Source organism: Janthinobacterium sp. LPB2021202312-11-4 (assembly GCF_037049705.1).
GTDB lineage: Bacteria > Pseudomonadota > Gammaproteobacteria > Pseudomonadales > Pseudomonadaceae > Aquipseudomonas.
On record NZ_JBAGKV010000003.1, the window covers coordinates 276,082 to 297,450 of the forward strand.

General features: G+C 60.1%; 21 protein-coding genes. 12 read left to right on the forward strand and 9 right to left on the reverse strand.

What is annotated here, in order from left to right; genetic code table 11:
- Window positions 1-84 precede the first annotated feature (84 nt).
- Both V5E99_RS05260 and V5E99_RS05265 read left to right on the forward strand, forming a co-directional pair.
- Window positions 85-684 carry a SagB/ThcOx family dehydrogenase gene (locus tag V5E99_RS05260; RefSeq protein WP_499801466.1) on the forward strand — a complete coding sequence of 200 codons (600 nt, stop codon included), beginning with the start codon at window positions 85-87 and terminating at the stop codon, window positions 682-684.
- A gap of 127 nt (window positions 685-811) precedes the next feature.
- Window positions 812-1,885: an NAD(P)-dependent alcohol dehydrogenase gene (locus tag V5E99_RS05265; protein ID WP_499801467.1), complete on the forward strand. Its 1,074-nt coding sequence runs from the start codon at window positions 812-814 to the stop codon at window positions 1,883-1,885.
- A gap of 122 nt (window positions 1,886-2,007) precedes the next feature.
- Here the strand turns inward: V5E99_RS05265 and V5E99_RS05270 are convergent, their stop codons facing one another.
- From V5E99_RS05270 to V5E99_RS05280, 3 genes are all read right to left on the reverse strand, one after another.
- The gene (locus tag V5E99_RS05270; RefSeq protein ID WP_499801468.1) at window positions 2,008-2,394 is read right to left on the reverse strand and encodes a DUF488 domain-containing protein; all 387 of its coding nucleotides are present in this window, start codon (window positions 2,392-2,394) and stop codon (window positions 2,008-2,010) included.
- A 6-nt stretch (window positions 2,395-2,400) separates the two neighbouring features.
- Window positions 2,401-3,123 (reverse strand): phosphatidylcholine synthase, encoded by a 723-nt coding sequence (pcsA, locus tag V5E99_RS05275; RefSeq protein WP_499801469.1) that lies wholly within the window; start codon window positions 3,121-3,123, stop codon window positions 2,401-2,403.
- Between the two features lie 201 nt (window positions 3,124-3,324).
- On the reverse strand, window positions 3,325-3,690 hold the full coding sequence (locus V5E99_RS05280) for a VOC family protein (protein ID WP_499801470.1): 366 nt from the start codon (window positions 3,688-3,690) through the stop codon (window positions 3,325-3,327).
- Window positions 3,691-3,879: 189 nt separating this feature from the next.
- Here V5E99_RS05280 and V5E99_RS05285 point away from each other — a divergent pair, with 189 nt between their 5' ends.
- Window positions 3,880-4,605, forward strand: a complete 726-nt coding sequence (locus tag V5E99_RS05285; RefSeq protein ID WP_499801471.1) for a tellurite resistance TerB family protein — start codon at window positions 3,880-3,882, stop codon at window positions 4,603-4,605.
- Window positions 4,606-4,740: 135 nt separating this feature from the next.
- On the opposite strand, the gene V5E99_RS05290 is transcribed toward V5E99_RS05285, so the two are convergent.
- The 3 genes from V5E99_RS05290 to V5E99_RS05300 all read right to left on the reverse strand — a co-directional run bounded on the left by V5E99_RS05290 (window position 4,741) and on the right by V5E99_RS05300 (window position 8,415).
- Complete coding sequence (locus tag V5E99_RS05290) at window positions 4,741-5,415, reverse strand: DUF3313 domain-containing protein (protein WP_499801472.1); 675 nt, start codon at window positions 5,413-5,415, stop codon at window positions 4,741-4,743.
- A 49-nt stretch (window positions 5,416-5,464) separates the two neighbouring features.
- Window positions 5,465-6,733 (reverse strand): OmpP1/FadL family transporter, encoded by a 1,269-nt coding sequence (locus V5E99_RS05295; RefSeq protein ID WP_499801473.1) that lies wholly within the window; start codon window positions 6,731-6,733, stop codon window positions 5,465-5,467.
- Window positions 6,734-6,798: 65 nt separating this feature from the next.
- The gene (locus tag V5E99_RS05300; protein WP_499801474.1) at window positions 6,799-8,415 is read right to left on the reverse strand and encodes an arylsulfatase; all 1,617 of its coding nucleotides are present in this window, start codon (window positions 8,413-8,415) and stop codon (window positions 6,799-6,801) included.
- A 250-nt stretch (window positions 8,416-8,665) separates the two neighbouring features.
- On the opposite strand from V5E99_RS05300, the gene V5E99_RS05305 reads away from it, so the two are divergent.
- Genes V5E99_RS05305 through V5E99_RS05315 form a run of 3 tightly spaced genes read left to right on the forward strand, consistent with a single transcriptional unit; the run spans window position 8,666 to window position 11,908 of the window.
- Window positions 8,666-9,955 carry an NAD(P)/FAD-dependent oxidoreductase gene (locus tag V5E99_RS05305; protein ID WP_499801475.1) on the forward strand — a complete coding sequence of 430 codons (1,290 nt, stop codon included), beginning with the start codon at window positions 8,666-8,668 and terminating at the stop codon, window positions 9,953-9,955.
- Window positions 9,956-9,980: 25 nt separating this feature from the next.
- Window positions 9,981-10,538, forward strand: coding sequence for a helix-turn-helix domain-containing protein (locus V5E99_RS05310; RefSeq protein ID WP_499801476.1), 558 nt, complete (start codon window positions 9,981-9,983; stop codon window positions 10,536-10,538).
- A 23-nt stretch (window positions 10,539-10,561) separates the two neighbouring features.
- On the forward strand, window positions 10,562-11,908 hold the full coding sequence (locus V5E99_RS05315) for a glutamine synthetase family protein (RefSeq protein ID WP_499801477.1): 1,347 nt from the start codon (window positions 10,562-10,564) through the stop codon (window positions 11,906-11,908).
- Between the two features lie 286 nt (window positions 11,909-12,194).
- Here the strand turns inward: V5E99_RS05315 and V5E99_RS05320 are convergent, their stop codons facing one another.
- Together V5E99_RS05320 and V5E99_RS05325 are read right to left on the reverse strand one after the other, a co-directional pair.
- Window positions 12,195-12,596 carry a hypothetical protein gene (locus V5E99_RS05320; protein WP_499801478.1) on the reverse strand — a complete coding sequence of 134 codons (402 nt, stop codon included), beginning with the start codon at window positions 12,594-12,596 and terminating at the stop codon, window positions 12,195-12,197.
- Window positions 12,597-12,707: 111 nt separating this feature from the next.
- Window positions 12,708-13,022 (reverse strand): DUF2388 domain-containing protein, encoded by a 315-nt coding sequence (locus V5E99_RS05325; protein WP_499801479.1) that lies wholly within the window; start codon window positions 13,020-13,022, stop codon window positions 12,708-12,710.
- A 287-nt stretch (window positions 13,023-13,309) separates the two neighbouring features.
- Here V5E99_RS05325 and V5E99_RS05330 point away from each other — a divergent pair, with 287 nt between their 5' ends.
- The gene (locus V5E99_RS05330; protein WP_499801480.1) at window positions 13,310-14,923 is read left to right on the forward strand and encodes a methyl-accepting chemotaxis protein; all 1,614 of its coding nucleotides are present in this window, start codon (window positions 13,310-13,312) and stop codon (window positions 14,921-14,923) included.
- Between the two features lie 180 nt (window positions 14,924-15,103).
- Here V5E99_RS05330 and V5E99_RS05335 read toward each other — a convergent pair whose 3' ends face one another.
- Entirely contained in the window at window positions 15,104-15,535 is a 432-nt protein-coding gene (locus tag V5E99_RS05335; protein WP_499801481.1) for a nuclear transport factor 2 family protein, read from the reverse strand.
- A 182-nt stretch (window positions 15,536-15,717) separates the two neighbouring features.
- Here V5E99_RS05335 and V5E99_RS05340 point away from each other — a divergent pair, with 182 nt between their 5' ends.
- The 5 genes from V5E99_RS05340 to V5E99_RS05360 all read left to right on the forward strand — a co-directional run bounded on the left by V5E99_RS05340 (window position 15,718) and on the right by V5E99_RS05360 (window position 21,365).
- A complete protein-coding gene (locus V5E99_RS05340) occupies window positions 15,718-15,939 on the forward strand; it encodes a hypothetical protein (RefSeq protein ID WP_499801482.1) in 222 nt (73 codons plus the stop codon).
- A 4-nt stretch (window positions 15,940-15,943) separates the two neighbouring features.
- On the forward strand, window positions 15,944-16,681 hold the full coding sequence (locus V5E99_RS05345; RefSeq protein WP_499801483.1) for a DUF72 domain-containing protein: 738 nt from the start codon (window positions 15,944-15,946) through the stop codon (window positions 16,679-16,681).
- Between the two features lie 511 nt (window positions 16,682-17,192).
- Window positions 17,193-18,839 (forward strand): malate dehydrogenase (quinone), encoded by a 1,647-nt coding sequence (gene mqo / locus V5E99_RS05350; RefSeq protein WP_499801484.1) that lies wholly within the window; start codon window positions 17,193-17,195, stop codon window positions 18,837-18,839.
- 421 nt (window positions 18,840-19,260) lie between these two features.
- Window positions 19,261-20,991 (forward strand): PAS domain-containing sensor histidine kinase, encoded by a 1,731-nt coding sequence (locus tag V5E99_RS05355; RefSeq protein ID WP_499801485.1) that lies wholly within the window; start codon window positions 19,261-19,263, stop codon window positions 20,989-20,991.
- Complete coding sequence (locus V5E99_RS05360) at window positions 20,976-21,365, forward strand: response regulator (protein ID WP_499801486.1); 390 nt, start codon at window positions 20,976-20,978, stop codon at window positions 21,363-21,365. The genes V5E99_RS05355 and V5E99_RS05360 overlap by 16 nt, the downstream gene beginning before the upstream one ends.
- Window positions 21,366-21,369: the final 4 nt, after the last annotated feature.

The window sequence follows — 21,369 nt, forward strand, 5'->3', positions numbered from 1 at the left end:
TGGAAGGGGCGACGCTACCTGCATGGGACGGGGCCTGTCCACTCTGCTTTAATCGGTGTTCCGCAAAATCAGGATGCACGTGCAATGGATGCTTTGACGACAACAGCCCTGCTGAGCCTGCTCGCCCGTCGGCGCAGTATCAGACATTACACCGGTGAACCTGTCCCTTTGAGTGCCTTGCTCAATATCCTGTCTGCCGGGCAGGGGCGCACTTCTTTAGAGGGCAAACGTGCGGCGCCCTCGGCACATGCTCTGTATCCATTGACCCTGGGCGTTATCGCTCGGCAGGTCTCAGGGCTGCCATCCGGCTTCTATACCTTCGACCCAGAGTTGGCACAGCTCACGTTGTCCGGCCCTCACCTGGAGGCCGGGGTTCTGAATTCAGCCGCGCTGGGCGATGAAACCTGGCTGGAAAACGCCGCCTTCGTGGTGGTGATCATCAGCAATCGCGATCTGGCACTCCAGCACTTTGCCGAACAGCAAGCGGATGGCCTGAGGGGCGCGCGTTATGTCGACTTCGAGGCCGGTGCGGTCACGCAAAACATGTACCTGGCCGTGACGGCGCAAAGGCTGGGCTCTGTCGTGGTAATGGGGTTTGACGATGCGGCAATGAAACGTGCACTGGAACTGGGTGAAAACCGTCAGCCGGTAGCGCTTTTTTGTGTTGGTCAGCCGCCAGTCTGACCGGCGCCCGGTTGCAGCGTCGGCCCCCATAACCATTGACATCGATCAACCTCCGGTCCGCTACCTCGGCGCAGTCTGGGGTTCGTGCTGAACTCAAGCGCAGGCGCAACCACTGGAGGGCATCATCATGGCGAAGATGAAAGCGGCGATATTCGTTGAAAAGAACCGGATCGTGCTGGAAGACAAACCGATCCCCGAGGTCGGTCCGCTGGATGCACTGATCCGAATTACCACCACCACGATCTGCGGCACGGACGTGCACATCCTGCGCGGCGAATACCCGGTGGCCAAAGGCTTGACCGTCGGTCATGAGCCGGTGGGCGTCATCGAACGCCTGGGTTCGCAGGTGCGCGGGTTTGTCGAAGGTCAGCGGGTGATTGCCGGGGCCATCACCCCGAGCGGGCAAAGTTACGCGTGCCTGTGTGGCTGCGGTTCTCAGGACGGGCCGGACACTCGGCATGGCTTTCGCGCGGCCGGTGGCTGGAAGTTCGGCAACACCATTGATGGCTGCCAGGCTGAGTACGTGCTGGTGCCGGATGCGTTGGCCAACCTGTGTCCGATCCCTGATGGCCTGACGGATGAGCAAGTGCTGATGTGCCCGGACATCATGTCCACCGGGTTTTCCGGGGCGGAGCGCGGCGAAGTGAACATCGGCGATACCGTCGCCGTATTTGCCCTCGGGCCGATCGGGCTCTGCGCGGTGGCCGGGGCCCGGCTCAAGGGCGCGACCACCATCATCGGCGTCGATGCCGTGGCCGAACGAATGACCGTGGCCAAACGCCTGGGCGCGACCCATGTGGTCAACTTCAAGGACGGCGACGTGGTTGAGCAGATCATGGCGCTGACCGATGGGCGCGGTGTGGACGTGTCCATCGAAGCGCTCGGCACCCAGGGCACTTTCGAGTCGGCGCTGCGGGTTCTGCGCCCGGGCGGACGTCTGTCGAGCCTGGGGGTTTATTCCAGCGACCTGCGCATTCCCCTCGACGCTTTTGGCGCCGGGCTCGGGGATTTCAGCATCGTTTCCACCCTGTGCCCCGGCGGCAAGGAGCGTATGCGCCGGTTGATGGCGGTGGTGGAAAGCGGCGGGGTCGACTTGTCGCCGCTGGTGACCCACCGCTTCAAACTCGATGACATCGAAGCCGCGTATGAACTGTTCGGCCATCAGCGCGACGGCGTGATGAAAGTCGCGATTACCCCATAATCCCCGCAACCTGACTCGATCCCCGTAGGAGCTGCCGAAGGCTGCGATCTTTTGATCTTGATCTTTTAGGAGCCGTCGAAGATCAAAAGATCGCAGCCTTCGGCAGCTCCTACAGAGGGGAGTCAGATGATTTGTGCGCCCCGGGCTTGCAGCAATTCGCGCAGCACCGAGCGGTGGCAGTGTGCCTCGTCTTCGCAGTAACAGCCCAGGGCCAGCGACGATTGGTGAGACAGCGCCGCCAGCAGGTCGAGCAATTGGCTGGGGGCCGGGTGGTTCATTTCGGTCTTGAACTTGCGTTTGAACGAGGCCCAGGCCTTGTCGTCTTGGGCGGCTTTCGCTTCGGCGACCAGTTCCGGGCTGGGGGACAGCAGGGGTTGCCAGACGTCATAAAAATCCCGACTGGCGAATTCGGCTTTCGGCACGCCGCGAGGCGGGCGGCGTACCGTGCCCAAACGCAGGCCTTCATCGGGCCCACGGGGTGAGCCCAGTCGCACGATATGAATGGCCATGGGCGCTTACTTGTGGCGGGAGCTGTCGAACCACTCCAGCGCCGTGCGCCAGATACAGATCCCCAGGAAATATGCCGACATCAGCAGCCAAAGCCCCATCACCAGCGGGTTGATCAGCGGGTGATTGATCACCAGCGACAAACTGCACAGCAACCAGATGGCGGTCACGGCAATGTTGATCGGCATGAACTTGCGCACCCGAAACGGGTGCAGGAATTTCATCCGGGTCACGGTCAGCAGCGCCAGGCCAATGACGGTCAACAGCGTCACCCATGGCGACGGGGCGATGATGTAGAGGCACAGCGCGACGACGTTCCAGGCGGCGGGGAAGCCCTGGAAGTAGTTGTCCTTGCTCTTCATGTTGACGTTGCAGAAGCAGAACAGCGACGACACCAGAATCAGCGACACGGTCAGCAGCAGCGTGTAATCCGGCAGCGGCACGTAACGATAGATAAACAGCGCCGGAATAAACACGTAAGTCAGGTAATCGATGACCAGGTCGAGGATCGAACCGTCGAAACTCGGCAGCACCGATTGCACATTGACCTTGCGCGCCAATGCACCGTCCAGTCCGTCGACGATCAGGGCCACGCCCAGCCACAGCAGGCAATTGGTCGGCTGATTTTCCAGCAAGGCGAGGGTGGCCAGGAAAGCGGTGACCACGCCGGTGGCGGTAAAACCATGGGCGCCCCATGCTTTGAGCCTGGCGATGTGTACGGTCGATATCACGGGGGCGTTCTCCAAAAAGTGAAGCAAGCCAGTCAGCACCCTTCTATTGGGGGCGTCGGCAAACCGGGTCGGGTTGCAGGTATCGACCGGGAATCCGGGGATAAGGTTCACCACCTATAGATCTTAGCTCTGCCGCCAAGAAATACCCCGGATAAATCTGCATGGCTGTTTACTGGATGCAAGGCCCCTCGTGCAACCGGTTTAGCGAGGAAAGAACACGCGCAACCGATGCTCATCCGGGTCCAGCGCAACGAAGGTGCGGCCGAAATCCAGCTCGGTAGGTGGTTGCAGAATACTCAAGCCGAGACTGGACCATTTGCCGAACAGCTCATCAACCTGTTCGGCGGACTCTGCGGGAAACGCCAGCTCCATGCCGCCGCCGGTCATGTTTACGGCGGGTTCGGCGGTATGCCGCGCCCAGAGGCCGAGTTTGTAACCACCATCGAGCACGAACAGGGCAAAGGTCGGGGATTCTTCCACGGGTTTGAGGTCCAGCAGAAACTCGTAGAAACGTGCGCTGACGGCTGGGTTTTCGACAAAAAGCAGCAGGTAGCGAGGCGTGATCATGGGGCGGCTCCGTGATGGGTTTGGCGCAGCATAGAAGAGGGCAGTGTCAGTTTCTGTCAGGAGTGTGAGCGCGGGTTCAAGTCGGCCCGACGGTGCTGGCGCAATGGCTGGCGGGGACTATTGTTGCTTGACTGATTTGCAGCTGACTTACAGCCGATTTAAGCCATGCCTATTGATGAGGATGTCGTCATGAACACCACTGATTTGCTCGAACAACTTCTGCGGGCCGGCCAAGGCTCGATGTCGCAACAGGGCGGCGGTGCTGGGTCTTCCCAGGGCGGCTTGGGCGGTCTCGGCGGTTTGCTCGGTGGCCTGTTGGGCGGTGGCGCCGGTTCCGGTGCGGGCGGCGGCGGGCTGGGTGGCTTGCTCGGAGGGTTGCTGGGCGGTGGCTCTGCCTTGGGCGGCTCGACCCAGAGCCGTTCTTCGGGCGGCACCAATTACGCGGCGCTGGCGTCCCTCGGGATGATGGCATTCCAGGCGTATCAAACCTGGCAGCGCAGCCAGGCGTCCGCGCCGCAACAGCCGCCGCGCACCGCCGATTTGCTGTCCGGCCCGGAAATCGAGGACCACAGCCACGCCGTGTTGCGCGCCTTGATCGCCGCCGCCAAGGCTGACGGTCGGATCGACGACAAAGAGAAGCAGATGATCAGCACCGAAATCGGTCGCCACACCGACGATCCACAATTGCAGCAATGGCTCGACGACGAAGTCGCCCGCCCGTTGGACGCCGCCGATGTGGCGCGGTCGGCCACCGACCCGGCCATCGCCGCCGAAATGTACCTGGCCAGCGTGATGGTGGTGGACGACCAGCAAGACGCCGAGCGCAACTACCTGGATGAACTGGCCGCAGCGCTGAAGATCGACCCGCAGTTGCAAGTGCATCTGGAGCAGCAGGCCAAGGGCCCCGCCGCCTAACCACAAACCTCCCCCGCGTAGGAGCTGCCGAGTGAAACGAGGCTGCGATCTTTTGATCTGTTTTTTCACAATCAAGATCAAAAGATCGCAGCCTCGTTTCACTCGGCAGCTCCTACGTGGGGAGCAGTGCTGTTGTTAGCGGATGAATGCCTGCAAATCAGCGGTCAGTTTGTTGATCGCCGCTTTGAAGTCATTGACGGTGATTTTCTGGCTGGAATTGCTCAATTGTTCGCCGAACACCTTGCGCACGACTTTGGCCACGACCTGATTGTTGCTGGCATCAACCAGCTCGGCTTCCAGGAACAGCGTGGTGTCTTGGGTGCGATGGCCGGAGGCCGCGCTGACCCCGCCAACCACGGCGGCCACGGGCACCACTTCATACCATTGCATGCCTTCGTTGGCGGCGGTCACACCGGTGATCGCTGCTCGCACCACCAGGGTTTTCGAACCTGCCGGTGCCGCTTTGGCGCTGCTGACCACGCGGTATTTCTGGCCAAGCACACCCTTGGCGCTGTTGGTCATGTAGTTCTGCAACTCTTCCAGGGTCCGGGCGTCGACCCGGTCATTGGGTTTTGGCGCCGGATAAAGCTCCAGTCGCATGAAAGCCACGGTGTCATAGGCATTGGGGTTCCACGACGGGCTCACCCAGCGCATGGCTTTACCGCCGCTGGGGGTGGTCACTTCCTGCAGGTTGTTGTAGTTGGGCAAGAAGCCCGAGTACTGCGCCTGGTCAGTGACTTTGGAGGTACAACCGCCCAGCAACAGGCTGGCCAGCGCGGCGCCGACGAACAATTTTCGGGACAGGTTCATGGTGGTGTGTGCTCCGTGGGGTAAGTCGTTATTTTTCGATAACGGTAGTTCAAAAACGCCAGGTCATGTTGCCGGTCAGGGCTTGAATCCAGGCGTTGTCGAACTGGCCGGAAGTTCGAATGCCCGAGGTGGATTTGGTTTGATCGACCGGCATGTCGCCGAGCCAGACCAGCGCCCAACTGACGTTGAAGTCGGTGTCCTTGTTCAACGCATACGTGGCCCCGGTCGCCAGCCGCCAGGATTCGCCCATGGGCGCCGTGAAGGTGCGATTGGCGTCCGAGACGGCGCTACTGTCGTAAGCGACGCCGACGTTCCACAACAGTTGCGGCGTGGCCTGGTATTGGGCGCCGAGGGCCAGTTGCCAAGTGTCTTTGTAATGGGCGTTGACCGTGGTCGATTGCGCGCCGAGGGCGGTGGTGTCGATTTGCACCGCCACGTCGCCGAACTCGGACCAGTCCTGCCAGTTGACCGACGCCAGCAATGCCCATTGCGCATCGAGTTGCTGGAACAGGCTCAGGGTCGCGGTTTGTGGCACCTGCATGTCGAGCTTGGTGTTCAGGCCGTCCAGCCGTCGCAGCGCCGGACCGTCGCCGTGGACGTTGAGTCGATCCTCGAAATCCAGATCGACCTTGCTGGTGTAGGCCAAGCCGATCCGCGTGCCCGGTTGCGGTGCGTAGATCACCCCCAGGTTGGCGCCGTAACCCCAGGTGGTGTCCTGGTATTTGAATTGCCCGTCGCTGCGGTCGGTCAGGCCCAAGGGCGAGCGGTCGATGGCGGTCTGGGTTTGCAGCATTCCATACATGGCTTTCACCCCAAGGCCCACCGACCACTGCTCGTTGAAGCGGTAGGCCACGCTGGGCACCAGGGACAAACCGCCAAGGCTGGCGTTTTGCGCGAAGTAACGCCCGGACCAGTCGTTGTCGTAATTGGCCGCCAGCCCGAAGTCGCCGTAGGAGCCGAAACCGACGCTCCAGTGCTCATCCAGTTCATGGCTGATAAAGAAACTGCCACCGGGAATCGGGTCGAGGGCGTTACCGCTGCCGCTGCCCGTGCCGTTGGTGCTGGCGTCGCGATTGAACGTCAGGTTGCCGTAGAGCACTTGCAAGCCACCGGTGATTTGCGTGCCGTGCAAGTAGCTCAGGCCCGCCGGGTTGCTGGCGATGGTCGAGGGCCCCTGGGCCCGGGCAGCGGCACCGGCATTGGCCAGGCCGGCGTTGTCGGTACCGATTTCGTAGAGCATGATCCCGCCCGCCCAAGCGTGCTGGCAGCACAGGGCGAGCAGGGTGACGGCGGGCAGGGTGCACGGTTTTATCTGCATGTGAGTTCCCCTTTATGTTTCAGGAAGGCGGGTGGCAATCAGCGACCACCCGTGAACCCGACTGCTTATTTGGACATCGCTGCCCGCGCCGCTTCGATTTTGGCTTTGACCGCTTCAAGGTTGAAGCTCGCGCCTTTCTGCATCGGCGGATACTCCACCGCCGTCATAGCCAGTTTGCCCACCTGATCCTGCACAAACACAAAACGCCAGAACTGGTATTTGAACCATTCGAAGTACGAGAGCGAACCGTTGGCCGACAGATTTTCCGCCCAGCCCATGCGTTCGAACGGATCGAGCCGCAGGTTGGTCAGGATCGGCATGTCCGGTTGATCCTTTGGCCCGAGCCAGCCGCCCGGTTGATCGATGAAGCGGTACTTGAAGTCATCGATGCGAATCGCCCCCAGGGTACTTTCGCCAAAGTAGAAGATTTCATGCCGATTGGATGGCCCCTTGCCGGTGATCATCGGTGTCTGGTCGTAGCCGTCCAGGTGAACTTTGTAGGTGGTGTCGCCGAGTTGTTTGCCCTTGAGCAGTTCTTCGGTGATGTTGGGGTTGCCCGCCGCCGCGACAAAGGTCGGGAACCAGTCCATGCCGGACATGATGCCGTTGGCGACCTTGCCCGCCGGTACATTGCCCGGCCAGCGCACAATCGCCGGCACCCGGAAGCCGCCTTCCATCACGGTGCCTTTGCCCATGGCAAACGGAGTGGTGCCGCCGTCCGGCCAGGTGAAGTTTTCTGCGCCGTTATCGGTGGTGAACACCACGATGGTGTTGTCATCCATGCCTTCTTTTTTCAGCTTGGCCATGACTTCACCGACGATGTCGTCGAGCTGTGCCATGCCGGCTTCCTGTTCCGACCAGCCATTTTGCGAATTACGCAGCGCTTCGTATTTGTCCGACAGGTGCGTGACGATGTGCATGCGGGTCGGGTTGAGCCACAGAAAGAACGGTTTGTTGTCCTGTTTGGCCTTGTCTACAAAGGCAAAGGCCTTGTCGCGAATCTCGTCATCGACGGTTTTCATCCGCTCCGGATAGAGCGTGCCGGCGTCTTCGATTTTCTGTTTGCCGACCTTGCCCCAGCGCGGCATGACCGTGGCGTCATCGCTCGTTGCCGCCCAACTGTGGACCATGTTGCGCGGGCCGAATTTTTCCAGTTGATCCTGCGGGTAATTGGGGTGCGCCGGGTCTTCCATGGCGTCGAGGTGGTAGAGGTAGCCAAAGAACTCGTCGAAGCCGTGTACGGTCGGAAGGAACTGGTTCAAGTCGCCCAAGTGGTTTTTGCCGAACTGGCCGGTGGCGTAGCCCATGGATTTAAGTGCGGTGGCAATGGTGACGGCTTCATTGGGAATGCCGATGGGCGAGCCGGCCTGGCCGACGGTGGTCATGCCGGTACGGATCGGCAGTTCACCGGTGATGAAGTTGGCGCGCCCGGCCGTGCAACTGGCCTCGGCGTAGTAATCGGTGAAGCGCATGCCTTCATTGGCGAGTTGGTCGAGGTTGGGTGTGCGGCCTGCCATCATGCCCTGGTTGTAGACGCCAATATTGGACCAGCCAATGTCGTCGCCCATGATCACCACGATGTTCGGGGGCGGCTTGTCGGCAGCGATTGCGGTGATGGGCACTGTCATCATTGACAGCAATGCCGTTGCGGCAAATGCGGTAGATAGTGCTTTACGGTTCATGCCGAGCTCCTGCGAACATTAATCAATGTGTCGAGATGAGCCCCCCGGTAAATCCTCGCTCGATGTTTGAATCCCCAGAAGGAGCCTAGGTATGAAGCTCGAAATATCAAGAAAATAAATTGTTGTGCCACGGTTTATCGTCGCCGGCCTTCACCAATGTCGATGAAATCAACATTTCGACGTTGCTCGTGTGAAATTTATGCTGTAGTTTTTCATGAAATTATAAAAACATAATTTCACGGAACCGCTCATGTTTCAGCAATCCACCCAGCATGTCGCCAGTTACTACGCCCACAGCTGCGCTGATCGCCTGACGATTCGGCCAGAACTGAAAGGCGAACACGACACCGATGTCTTGATCATCGGCGCGGGTTTCAGTGGATTGCACACGGCGTTGCGCCTGGCCCTGGCGGGCAAGCGTGTGAGGTTGCTGGAAGCCAGTCGGGTGGCGTGGGCGGCATCGGGGCGCAATGGCGGCCAGGCGATTCTCGGATGGTCGTGTGACATGCCGCCGCTGGAAGCCGCGCTGGGTTACGAACGCGCGCGACGCTTGTGGGATGGCATGCGCTGGGCGGCGCAGGAGTTGCGTGAATTGCCGGGGCGCCACGGTTTCGACTGCGATTATCGCGCCGGGCATTTGTGGACTTCGGTCATGCCCCGGCGGGTCAGCCTGTTGACCGAGTGGCAGCAGGAGGCCAGTCACAAATGGGGCCACGATGGCTTGCAGTTCATCCCCCGCGAACAACTGCCGCAGTGGGTGGCCAGTGAGCGTTATCAGGCCGGGCTCTACGACCCCGAAGGCGGGCATTTGAACCCGCTGAAACTGGCCCTCGGCCTCGCCGCCGCCATTGAACAGGCCGGCGGCGTTATCCATGAACAAAGCCAGGCGCTGGAGTATCGCGAGGAGGGCGGGCAATTCGTGGTGAACACCGCCCACGGCCGCGTTCGGGCGAACGTATTGGTGCTGGCGTGTAATGCCTATGTCGATCGACTCGATCCCAAACTCGCTCGTTGCGTACTGCCGGTCGGCACTTATCAGGTGGCCACCGCGCCCCTGGCACCGGAGCAGGCGAGCGCGCTGTTGCCGAGCAATGTCTGCGTCACCGACAACCAATTCGTCCTCGACTATTTCCGCCGCACGCCGGACCACCGCTTGCTGTTCGGCGGTGGCTGCACCTACCTGGGTGGCATGCCCAAAGACATCGCCGGGGCCACTCGACCGTTTCTGGAACGGGTCTTCCCGCAGCTCAAAGGTGTCGAGCTGGAATTCGCCTGGGGCGGGCACATCGACCTGACCCTCAACCGCACGCCGGACATCGGTCGTCAGGGCGACCGCTACTGGCTCCAGGGCTACTCCGGCCACGGCGTGCTGCCGACCCTGGCCGCCGCCCGCGCCGTGGCCGATGCGATTCTCGGCCGGCCGGATGAGTTGGCGTTGTATCAGGGCCTGAGTAATGGCAGCTTCCCCGGCGGTAAATACCTGGCCGCGCCGCTGGAAGCCATCGGCAAGGCCTGGTATCGGCTGCGCGACAGCATTTGATGAGTCATTTTCCGGAAGCCCAGGCATGAACAAGCAAGAAGAAATCGCCGCACTCGCGATCCTCATTCACGACCTGCGCAAGCACAAGAAATACACCCTCAAGGACCTGGCCGACAAAATCGGCCGTTCGGTGGGGTTTGTGTCTCAGGTCGAGCGCGGCTTGTCCCGGCCAACGGTGGCCGACTTGACGGCCATCAGCGAAACCCTGGGCGTGCCGACCACCTATTTCTACAGTTTGCCCAAACCTAAAGAGTTGCCCTGGGTCACCCGCCCGGACGAACGCCGCACCCTGTATTACGCCAACGGCATCACCGACATTCTGGTCTCGCCGAAGATGAGAGCGTCGTTCTCGATGCTCGAAAGTCATCTGGAGGCCGGGGCCAGCAGCGGCGACCGGCATTTGAGCGACAGCTCGGAGCAGGGCGGCTATGTGCTCGAAGGCGAGTTGACGCTATGGCTTGGCGATGACGACGAACCGGTCACGTTGCGGGCCGGGGACAGTTTCCAATTCGACAGTCACACCCGTTGCCGCTACGGCAACCTCACCGAGCAGCTCACGCGAGTGCTGTGGGTCTACACCTGATAACAACACAAGGAACACCAACGATGGATGCTGCTTGCTCTGACCTGCTGGCCGAAGTGCGCGCCTTTCGCCAACGCTACCCCGAGGTGCGTTACGTCGACCTCATTTCCCTGGACATTCCGGGGCATTTCTACGGCAAGCGTTACCCCGTCGAGATGCTGGAAAAGGTCGCCGCCGGCAGCGCGCTCAAACTGCCGCAAAACTGTGTGCTGCTGGGCGCGCAAGGTGGGTTGTTCAAGATCGGCGATTACTGCTTCCACGACGGCGACCCGGATGCTGTACGCCGTTTGGTGCCCGGCACACTCAAACCCGTGACCTGGGAAGCACAGTCGCTGGGCCAGATGCTGATCACCTCGGACGGCACCGAAAAGCCGATTGAGTTCGAACCCCGGGAAGTGCTGGCGCAAGTCCTGGCGCGGCTGGCCGGCAAAGGCATTCATCCGGTGGTGGCGTTCGAACTGGAGTTCTACCTGTTCGACAAACAACTGCGTGATGGCCTGCCGCAGTTTCCCCGCGACGGCTTGACCGACGATGCCGATGATCAACCGAACATGCACATCGAACGGCTCTCACGTTTTGCTCCGGTCCTTGATGAAATGGTCGAAGCGGCGCGGGTCCAGGGTATCGATACCACGGTGATTACCGCTGAGTTGGGACCTGGGCAGTTCGAGATCAACTTCGGTCACCTGGACGACGGCCTGCGGGCTGCCGATTGGGCGGCGCTGTTCTGCCGCAGCACACGCGGGGTCGCGCTCAAGCACGGCTATCGCGCCAGTTTCATGGCCAAGCCTTACTTGCAGCACCCCGGCAGTGGCATGCACGTGCACGTCAGCCTCTATGACGCCGCTGGCAACAACCTGCTGGCCGCCAATCGCCAACAATCCCTGCGTCATGCGGTGGCCGGTTGCCTGGAATTGCTGCCGCACTGCATGCCGATTTTTGCGCCGAACCAGAACGCCCTGCGGCGCATGGCCGGCACGGTAAACGTGGCAACCAAAGCGAGCTGGGGGTTCGAGAACCGCGATGCGTGCTTGCGCATTCCCGAGTCGGACGCGAAAAACCTGCGCATCGAACACCGCCTCGCCGGTGCCGATGCCAATCCGTACCTGGTGCTGGCGGCGATTCTGGTGGGCCTGGAGTGCGGGCTCGACGCGGCGCAGGAACCGATCCCTTCGCTCAACGACGACCGCGACAGCGGTATCGATTTCCCCTTGGAAATGCTCGACGCCGTGCGCGCCATGCAGCATCAGCCGCAATTGCGCGAAGGGCTCGGGGCGGAATTCGTTGATGTGTATTGCGAGAACAAACGCCAGGATCATCTGGCGTTCCAGCAAGAGATCAGCACTCGGGAATACCGCTGGTTCCTGTAAGTCCGCAATCTGTGAATGGACGCGCGGATGTTTAAAGCGGCGAGCTGGAGGCTCGCCGCTTGCGTTAAGGTCACTTGCCGAGGGGCGCGGCCAATAGCGGCCCCATTTGCTCATTGGTCAACGCCGCTTGAACTTCCGCCTGCGTTTCCAGCGTGTTCCTGGCTGGCGTGCACCCCGTTCTCCCACGAACAGGCATATCAGGCATGCGCCCTTGGCTTATGACCAATGATCTTGTTTCTCGGCTACGGGAACGATTTTCCAGGCCAGTGATGCGGCGGTGAAACACTCACGCATCGCGCAGCAAGTCGTTGGCGTTCAGCAGTTCGTAAGCAATCTCCGGGCGCTTCTCCAGGCTGCGGCGAATGGCGGCCGGAATCGCGGCGCGGGTCTTGCGGCATAAGCCGGGGAGTTCGTCGATCTGGATACCGATGCCGCGCATGGTGCGCACTTCGTTGAAGCTGGGAACCATCGCAATGCGAATGCCCAACTGATCGAACATGCGCTGTTGCAGGCGTTCTAGGTCGGCCAAGCTTTGCAGGTTTTCCAGACGCTCCAGCAGGCGTTTCTCTTCCTGGCGGGTCAGGAACAGGATGCGCACATCCGCGCCCGGTGTTTCCAGCAACGGGTCGCGCCCGCAAATGCAGGCGCCGGGTGGGCAGGGGGAGCGGATCGGAGCAGAGGTCGTCATGGGCTCAATCATAGAGGCCCTTGATCGGTTTTGCCCATAGCGTTCAAGCGCGCTCCAAGGGCAGGCATCCCTGTCGGCCTGCCCTTGTCAGCCACGCGGTCGAGCACACGGCTAGTGAGCGACGGGCCCCTCGTACTGAACGAGGATTGCGTTGGCCAAGTCGGCATCAGTGGCGTTCAGCCCAGGGTTGTCCTGACGGATCTGCTGCAGCACCGCCTCCATGTAGACGCCCCGGATCGCGCCGTCACTGGCGACAAATGCAGAAACGTCATCCCGGGCCGGGATCACCATTTTGTGGTCTTTGAATGTCGAGTACAGCGATGCGGAAACACCTGCCGACGTGGCGACGTCCTTGCCGCTGACGGCGAAGGCTGAACCAATGGGCAGACACAACATAAGCGAAGTAATGAAGAGCATGCGGCGCATGGCGTCGTCCTCCAACAGCGGATAGCAAATAGGAAGTAGCACATAACTTAGGAGGTGCGCCGGGGCTCAGGAGTTCCATGCGCGGCACACAACTTCGTAGGAGCTGCCGAAGGCTGCGATCTTTTGATCTTGTTTTTGAAAGCAAAATCAAAAGATCGCAGCCTTCGGCAGCTCCTACCGGGGGCTAAAACCAACGTGCGTTTGGAAATAGGCTTCAATAAGCAGGGGGTGGAGTCGATAACCCTTTCAGAGCTGCCATTCGCCGCATCCAACAGGGGAACCACAAGGTGTCCATAAAATTACGTTTGCTTCTGTTGATGGGGACCGGTCTGCTCACGGCGTTGATCATGAGCCTGGTCAGTTACCTGGGGAACACTCAGATGGCGCAAGCAGTAAATGACAGCGAGGTCGGCATGGCCGCGCTGCGCAATCACCTTGAAGCCGACATGATGCACGATGCCCTGCGCGCCGATGTGTTGTCGGCGATGCTGGTGGGCCTGGGCAAAAGCACCAGCAGCAAGGCCGAGGTGCACAGTTCCATCGAAGAACATGCGGCGCGGTTTCGCGAGGTGGTGGGGGAGAACCTCAAGCTGCCGGTCAACGACACCATCATGGCGGGCCTGAACAAGGTCAAGCCGAGCCTCGACACGTACATCAGCGCGGCGGAACGGATCGTCGGACTGGCGCTGGACAATCCGGAGGCGGCGCAACAACAACTGGGCACGTTCAATGCGGCGTTCACTCAACTGGAAGGCCAGATGTCGGCGCTCAGCGAGCTGATCGAAACCAACACCCAAGCCGCCAGCCAGAACACTCAACACGCCATCAGCCGCGCCAACATCGCGCTCGGCAGTGTCCTCGTCGCCAGCCTGTTGCTGCTGTTGGCCCAAGGGCGCTGGGTGATCCTGAGCATCCTGGGGCCGTTGCGTTCCGCCAGCCGGATCGCCGACAGCATCGCCCACGGCAACCTCAGCGAGCCGATCGTCGAGCCCACCGGGACCGACGAAGCCAGCACCCTGATTCGCACCCTGGCAACCATGCAACGCGATCTGCGCGGCATGATCGAAGTGGTGCGCAGCAACGCCCACGGCGTCAGTGGCATGAGCCAGCAATTGAGCAATGGCTGTCATGAAGTCGCCGGCAGCAGCCAGCAACAAAGCGTTGCCGCCAGCACCATGGCTGCCGCCGCCAGTGAGATGACCGCCAGCATCGAAGAAATCACCCGCCACGCCAACCGCGCGCTGAACATGGCCAACCAGGCCGAAGAGCTGGCCAAGGACGGCGGTAAGGTGATTCATCAAGTGGTCAGCGACATGGACGGCATTGCTCGCTCGGCGCAGCAATCGGCCCAAGTGATCCGCACACTGGACAAGGAATCCGAGGGGATTTTCAGCATCATCCAGGTGATCAAGGGCATCGCCGATCAGACCAACCTGCTGGCACTGAACGCCGCCATCGAGGCCGCCCGCGCCGGTGAACAGGGTCGTGGTTTTGCCGTGGTGGCTGACGAAGTCCGCAGTCTGGCCGGGCGCACCAGCGCCTCCACCCAGGAAATCGCCGCGATGGTCGCGCGCATCCAGCAAAGCACCCGCGAGGCGGTGACCAGCATGGAGGCCGGCGTTGCCCAGGTCGACAAAGGCATGGCCGTGACCGCCGATGTCGAGCGCGCCATCCGCGAGATTCTCGAAGCCACGCTGAACACCACGCAACTGGTCAACGACATCAGCCGCACCATCGGCGAACAAAGTCTGGCCAGCAATGAAATCGCCCATCAGGTGGAGATGATTGCGGGGATGTCCGAGGACAACAGCAAGGTGATTGGTCGCACGGCTTCGACCACGGACGAGTTATCGACGCTGGCGGGGCAGCTATCACAGTCGGTGGATCGGTTTCGGCTCTAAGCGAAAATCGGGGTGTTTTTGAGGGCCTCTTCGCGAGCAAGCTCACTCCCACATTGGACTTGTGTCATGCACAAATCCCCTGTGGGAGCGGGCTTGCTCGCGAAGGCGACAGACCAGACTCCGCTGATCTAATACCTGTAACGCTCCGCCGCACACACACGGCAGAGCCCATCACCTCCGTCAGATACGAAATGCCTGACGCCCCACCAGCAACCATTTGCCGTGCTGTTTCTGCCAGACCTGCAAGTTCTCGATCTCGGTCGGCACCACTTCAGTGCCCTTGAGCGTCTGCCCGGAAAAGTGGTGGCGGACCAGCGCCGTATCGCCCGATACGGTAATGGTCTGGTTCTGCATTTCCAGGGTTTTGAATGCGCTTTTGCCGGTTTCGATGTCCGCGATGAAGTCTTTCTTGTCCTGGATTTTACCGCTGGAATGCCCATAGCTCAGATTGGCGGCGGTCAGTGCTTGCAGCTCCGGGATGTCTTTGTGGAGCATGGCTTGGGTCAGGTGATCGACCGCTTGCGCCACGTCTTTCTCAGCGGCAGCCGGGGCAGCGGCGATGTAGCCGCTGAAGAGACAGAAAAAACCGATCAGCAGTTTGGCTTTTGTCATGGGGGTTTCCTTGTTGTTGTGAGTGATCGAAGTTGGTTAGTTTGTCAGTCATCGTACAACTTGGCAAATATTTTAAAGCGAGGGCAGCCAGCGATTCCGGTGTTTGCCGCCATCTGTCGGGCGCGAGGAACGGCGATTCGGCTCAACGCTTCCAAGGGAAAACGACCCGAGGAAGCCTGACCATGAACGACGAAGCAAAGCGCAAAGCCTTGGCCGCCTGGTACACACTGCTGCGCCAGCCTGACATCCGCATGGACAGCGAAGAGCACTACGACGAACTGCTGAAAGCCGCCGATGAGATGGAGCGCGCCGGGCTTATCAATGGCTCGGAATGGCGCGTGCTGGTGCGTGAAGCGGGGGTTGCGTTTGCCAGTTCCATTGTGGGCGCTGGGGGTGGAACCTAGTCCCGTGTCTGAGTCGTATGTGGGCACCGCCGGCTGGAGCGTGCCCCGGGACCACGGTGCGCTGTTCCCCGAGTCGGGCACCCACTTGCAGCGTTACGCGACGCAACTGACGGCGGTGGAAATCAACAGCTCGTTCTACCGTCTGCATCAGCCGCAAACCTATCGACGCTGGGCCGAGTCGGTGCCGTCAGCGTTTCGTTTTTCGGTCAAAGTGCCCAAGCTCATTACCCATGTTCAACGCTTGCAACACTGCGAAGGGCTGCTCGATGAGTTCCTGTCGCAATGCCTGCAATTGGGCGACAAGTTGGGTTGTCTGCTCATCCAGCTTCCGCCGTCCCTGGCTTATGAGCCGGCCATTGTGGCGGCGTTTTTACGCACGCTTCGCCAACGGTTCGAAGGCGCAGTGGTGCTCGAACCCCGGCATGAATCCTGGCGAGGGGCTAACGGTTTACTGATCGAGCACAGGGTCGGGCGGGTCGCGGCCGACCCATCGCCGGTCACCGGTGGCACCACGCCGGGAGGATGGTCGGGTATACGTTATTGGCGACTGCATGGTTCGCCACGGATTTATTACAGTGACTATGAGCTGAGTCGATTGCAGGCGTTGGCGGCGAAGATCCGGATGTCGGTGGAGGCGGGTGCCGAGACCTGGTGCATTTTTGATAACACGGCGAGCGGGTTTGCCCTTGGCAATGCGTTGAGCTTGCAGCAATTGATCACACAACACCCGACCCCCCCGTAGGAGCTGCCGAAGGCTGCGATCTTTTGATCTTGCCCTTCGGCGGCTTGCAGGCCCGAAGATCAAAAGATCGCAGCCTTCGGCAGCTCCTACGGGGATTTGCGGCGCTGTGATTTGACGGGTATTACGCCCAATCGGCGCGATTTTTTGTCACGTTTTGCAAAGAAAAGCCGATAAACCCCGGTACAGACACAGACCACCAAGTCGCAACCAGACGCGCGGGTTTGCCGTGTCGTGATATTCTGCGCGCCAACTTGCTTTGACCTATTCAGTTAGTGCGTCCTTGAGACGTGCCAACAGGATCAATGTCGCTCAAGTAGCTGAAGCCAATAATGATAAAAAGTCAGTTCAGTAGGGACATATAAACTGAGGTCGATGGAACAATCGGCCTTGTGTGCCCACCCTCCAATCCTCAAGTGCGGGAACCCACGAACATGCTGCCTGCATGCCGTGAACCAGGGGCCTCATGCCTGAGGATGGAAGGGCGGATGGCGTTTTATCATAGGTGCTACAGATGCTTAAAAAACTCAACACGGCCCTGCTGGGGCTGGCTTTGTCGATGGGGATCACGTCCGTTCACGCGGAAGAGGCAAAGAAAGTCGATGTGCTGCTGATTGGCGGCGGCATCATGAGCGCGACCCTGGGTGTGTGGCTCAACGAGCTGCAACCGGACTGGTCGATGGAAATGGTCGAGCGCCTCGACGGCGTCGCCCTGGAAAGCTCCAACGGCTGGAACAACGCCGGTACCGGTCACTCCGCCCTGGCTGAGCTGAATTACACCCCGGAAGACGAGAACGGCAAAGTCCAGATCCCGAAAGCCGTTGAAATCAACGAAGCGTTCCAGATCTCCCGCCAGTTCTGGTCGTGGCAGGTTCAGCAAGGCGTGCTGAAGAACCCGCGTTCGTTCATCAACTCCACTCCGCACATGAGCTTCGTGTGGGGCGATGACAACATCAAGTTCCTGAAAAAACGCTACGAAGCCCTGCAAGCGAGCCCGCTGTTCGCCGGCATGCAGTATTCCGAAGACCCGGAAGTGATCAAGAAGTGGGTCCCGCTGATGATGGAAGGGCGTGACCCGAACCAGAAAATCGCGGCCACCTGGACCCCGATCGGCACCGACGTCAACTTTGGCGAAATCACCCGCCAATTCGTTGCGCACCTGCAAGCCACACCGAAGTTCGACTTGAAGCTGTCCAGCGAAGTACAGGACATCACCAAGAACGCCGACGGCACTTGGCGCGTCAGCTACAAAAACCTGAAAGACGGCACCACCACCGAAACCGACGCCAAGTTCGTGTTCATCGGCGCGGGCGGCGGTGCACTGCATCTGCTGCAGAAGTCCGGCATTCCTGAAGCCAAGGAATACGCAGGTTTCCCGGTTGGCGGCTCGTTCCTCGTGACCGAAAACCCGACCATCGCCGAACAACACCTGGCCAAGGCCTACGGCAAAGCCTCCGTTGGCGCACCGCCAATGTCGGTTCCGCACCTGGACACCCGTGTCCTGGACGGCAAGCGCGTGATCCTGTTTGGCCCATTCGCGACCTTCAGCACCAAGTTCCTCAAAGAAGGCTCGTACCTGGACCTGCTGACCAGCACCACCACCCACAACATCTGGCCAATGACCAAAGTCGGCATCAAGGAATACCCACTGGTTGAGTACCTTGCCGGCCAACTCATGCTGTCCGACGAAGACCGCATGAACGCCCTGAAAGAATACTTCCCGAACGCCAAAGCCGAAGACTGGCGCCTGTGGCAAGCCGGCCAACGCGTGCAAATCATCAAGCGTGATGAAGCGGCCGGTGGCGTGCTGAAGTTGGGTACTGAAATCGTAGCTTCGGCTGACGGCTCCATCGCCGGCCTGCTGGGCGCTTCGCCAGGCGCATCGACTGCCGCTCCGATCATGCTGACCGTGCTGCAAAAGGTCTTCAAGGATCAGGTCGCGACCCCGGCCTGGCAGGAAAAGCTGCACCAGATCGTGCCGAGCTATGGCACTCAGTTGAACGGCAATCCGGCCAAAGTGGCTGAGGAGTGGGCTTACACCGCCAAGGTGTTGCAGCTGACTCCGCCACCGGCGATCCCGCAGTTGGCGGCTCCGGTGGCTGCTCCGGCTGAACCGGCGAAGGCTGTTAAGCCTAATGCTGCGAGTGATATGGCTTTGTAAGTAGAAGCCTGATTGAGAAAAGCCCACTGAACCGGTAACGGTCAGTGGGCGTTTTTGTGGCCTGGATTTGGCTCTCGCAAGCCACGCGACATCTGAAATTGGCGACTACCTTGTGGCGAGGGAGGTTGCTCGCGCTTGGCCCGTTGTGCAGTAAAAACCCCGCTGACCCAATACCCGTCAGCGGGCTTTTCTGTCACTACGGTATTCAGCGTGCACGCCACTTGGATGACTTGGCCCACGTTGTACCTGATCAACAAACCCCGTGACCTGAAAGACTAATGAAAGCTTCCCTGCGTAACCTCAATGCACCACCTCTGCTATGGTGTAAAAACCTCTAGTCGCTCATTTGGGCGATTTCCGTAAGCACGCTTTACGGCACCGTCATTACGGTCAGGTTCGCGAGTTAACGGGAAACGCATCAATGGACAAACCGTCAGTCGATCGTCCTTCCACCGAGCCGCAGTCTCGAGCCGAGAAGCTTGTTGAGTTTCGCCGGCAACAAACCCTGCTCAAGACCGGCGCTCTTCAAGATGCCATCTTCAACAGTGCCTACTTTTCCAGTATTGCCACTGACGAAAAAGGCGTCATCCAGATCTTCAATGTCGGCGCCGAACGCATGCTCGGCTATCTGTCCGAAGACGTGATCAACCAGATCACCCCGGCGGACATTTCCGATGCCGACGAATTGATTAGCCGGGCCACGGCGCTCAGCCTGGAGTTCAAAACGCCGATCACGCCAGGTTTCGAAGCGCTGGTGTTCAAGGCGTCCCGGGGTATTGAAGACATCTATGAACTGACCTACATCCGCAAGGATGGCAGCCGGCTGTCGGCGATGGTGTCGGTCACCTCGTTGCGCGACAGCACCGAAACCATCATCGGCTACTTGCTGATCGGCACCGACAACACCGCGCGCAAGCAGGAAGAAGCCGCCCAGGCCTTGCTGGATCAGCGTCTGCGCGATCAGCAGTTTTATACGCGCTCGCTGATCGAGTCGAACATCGACGCCCTGATGATGACCAATCCCCAGGGCATCATTACCGACGTCAACAAACAAATGATGGCGCTGACGGGCCGGACACGGGACGAATTGATTGGCGCACCGTGCAAAAACTTCTTCACCGATCCGGCCCGTGCCGACGCGGCGATCAAGCGTGTACTCAGTGAAAACAAAGTCAGTGATTACGAACTCACCGTGTGCGCTTACGACGGCACCGAAACCGTCGTTTCCTATAACGCGGCGACCTTTCATGACCGCGACCGCAAGCTGCAAGGTGTGTTTGCCGCCGCCCGGGATGTGACGGAGCGCAAGCGCTTCGAGCGCACCCTGGAAGAGAAGAATATCGAGCTCGAACACGCCAGCCACATGAAGTCCGAGTTTCTCGCGACCATGTCCCATGAACTGCGCACGCCGCTGAACGCCATCATTGGCTTTTCCGAAGCGCTCAAGGACGGCATGGTCGGTGATATGTCCGAGACGCAGCGCGAGTACATCGGCGACATCTTCACCAGCGGCCAACACTTGCTGTCGCTGATCAATGACATCCTCGACCTGTCCAAAGTCGAAGCCGGAATGATGGAGCTCGAGCTGGAGCCCGTCGAACTGCAAAGCCTGCTGAGCAACAGTTTATTGATCGTGCGCGAGAAGGCGGCACTGCAACGTATCCAGTTGAAACTCGACACCGATACCGATCTCGGCACCTTCGAACTCGATCTGCGCAAGACCAAACAGATCATCTACAACCTGTTGGCCAATGCGGTGAAATTCAGTTCGCCAGGTGGCGTGGTGACCCTGGCGGTGCGCCAGGTTCCGAGGGATGAAGTGGGCACGGTCGCGGGGGACTGGCCAACGCACGGCTTTCTGCTCCAGGCCTGCGGCTATGAGGAATTTCTGGAGCTGAGTGTCAGCGACACGGGCATCGGCATCGCTCAGAGCGATATGGACAAGTTGTTCAAGGCCTTCAGTCAGATCGATAGCAGTCTGGCGCGAAAATTCGAGGGCACCGGCCTGGGCCTGGCGATGGTCAAGCAACTGACCGAGCTGCATGGCGGCAGTGTCGCCGTGGCCAGTCTTGAGGGCACAGGCGCCCGATTTGTGGCGTGGTTGCCTATCCGTGACTCACTCAATGTGGAGGCGCCATGGCTGAAATCCTGATCGTCGAAGACAACGCCGCCAATATGCGCCTGGCCCGGTTGCTGCTGACCAGTGCCGGTCACAGCGTCATTTGCGCGTCGGATGCGGAAACCGGCTTGAAGCTGGCGCGTGAGCTTCAGCCGGCGCTGATTCTCATGGACATCCAGTTGCCGGGCATGGATGGTCTGAAGGCCACGTCGTTGCTCAAGACTGATGCGCTGACAGCGGCGATTCCGGTGATTGCACTCACCGCCATGGCCATGAAGGAAGATGAGGAAAAAACTCGCCTGGCGGGCTGCAATGCCTACATCATCAAGCCGTTACGCTACAAAGAGCTCTACCGGGTCATCGATACGTTGCTGCAAAAAAATCTGCCTCAACAGCCCTCTACTTGAGCTC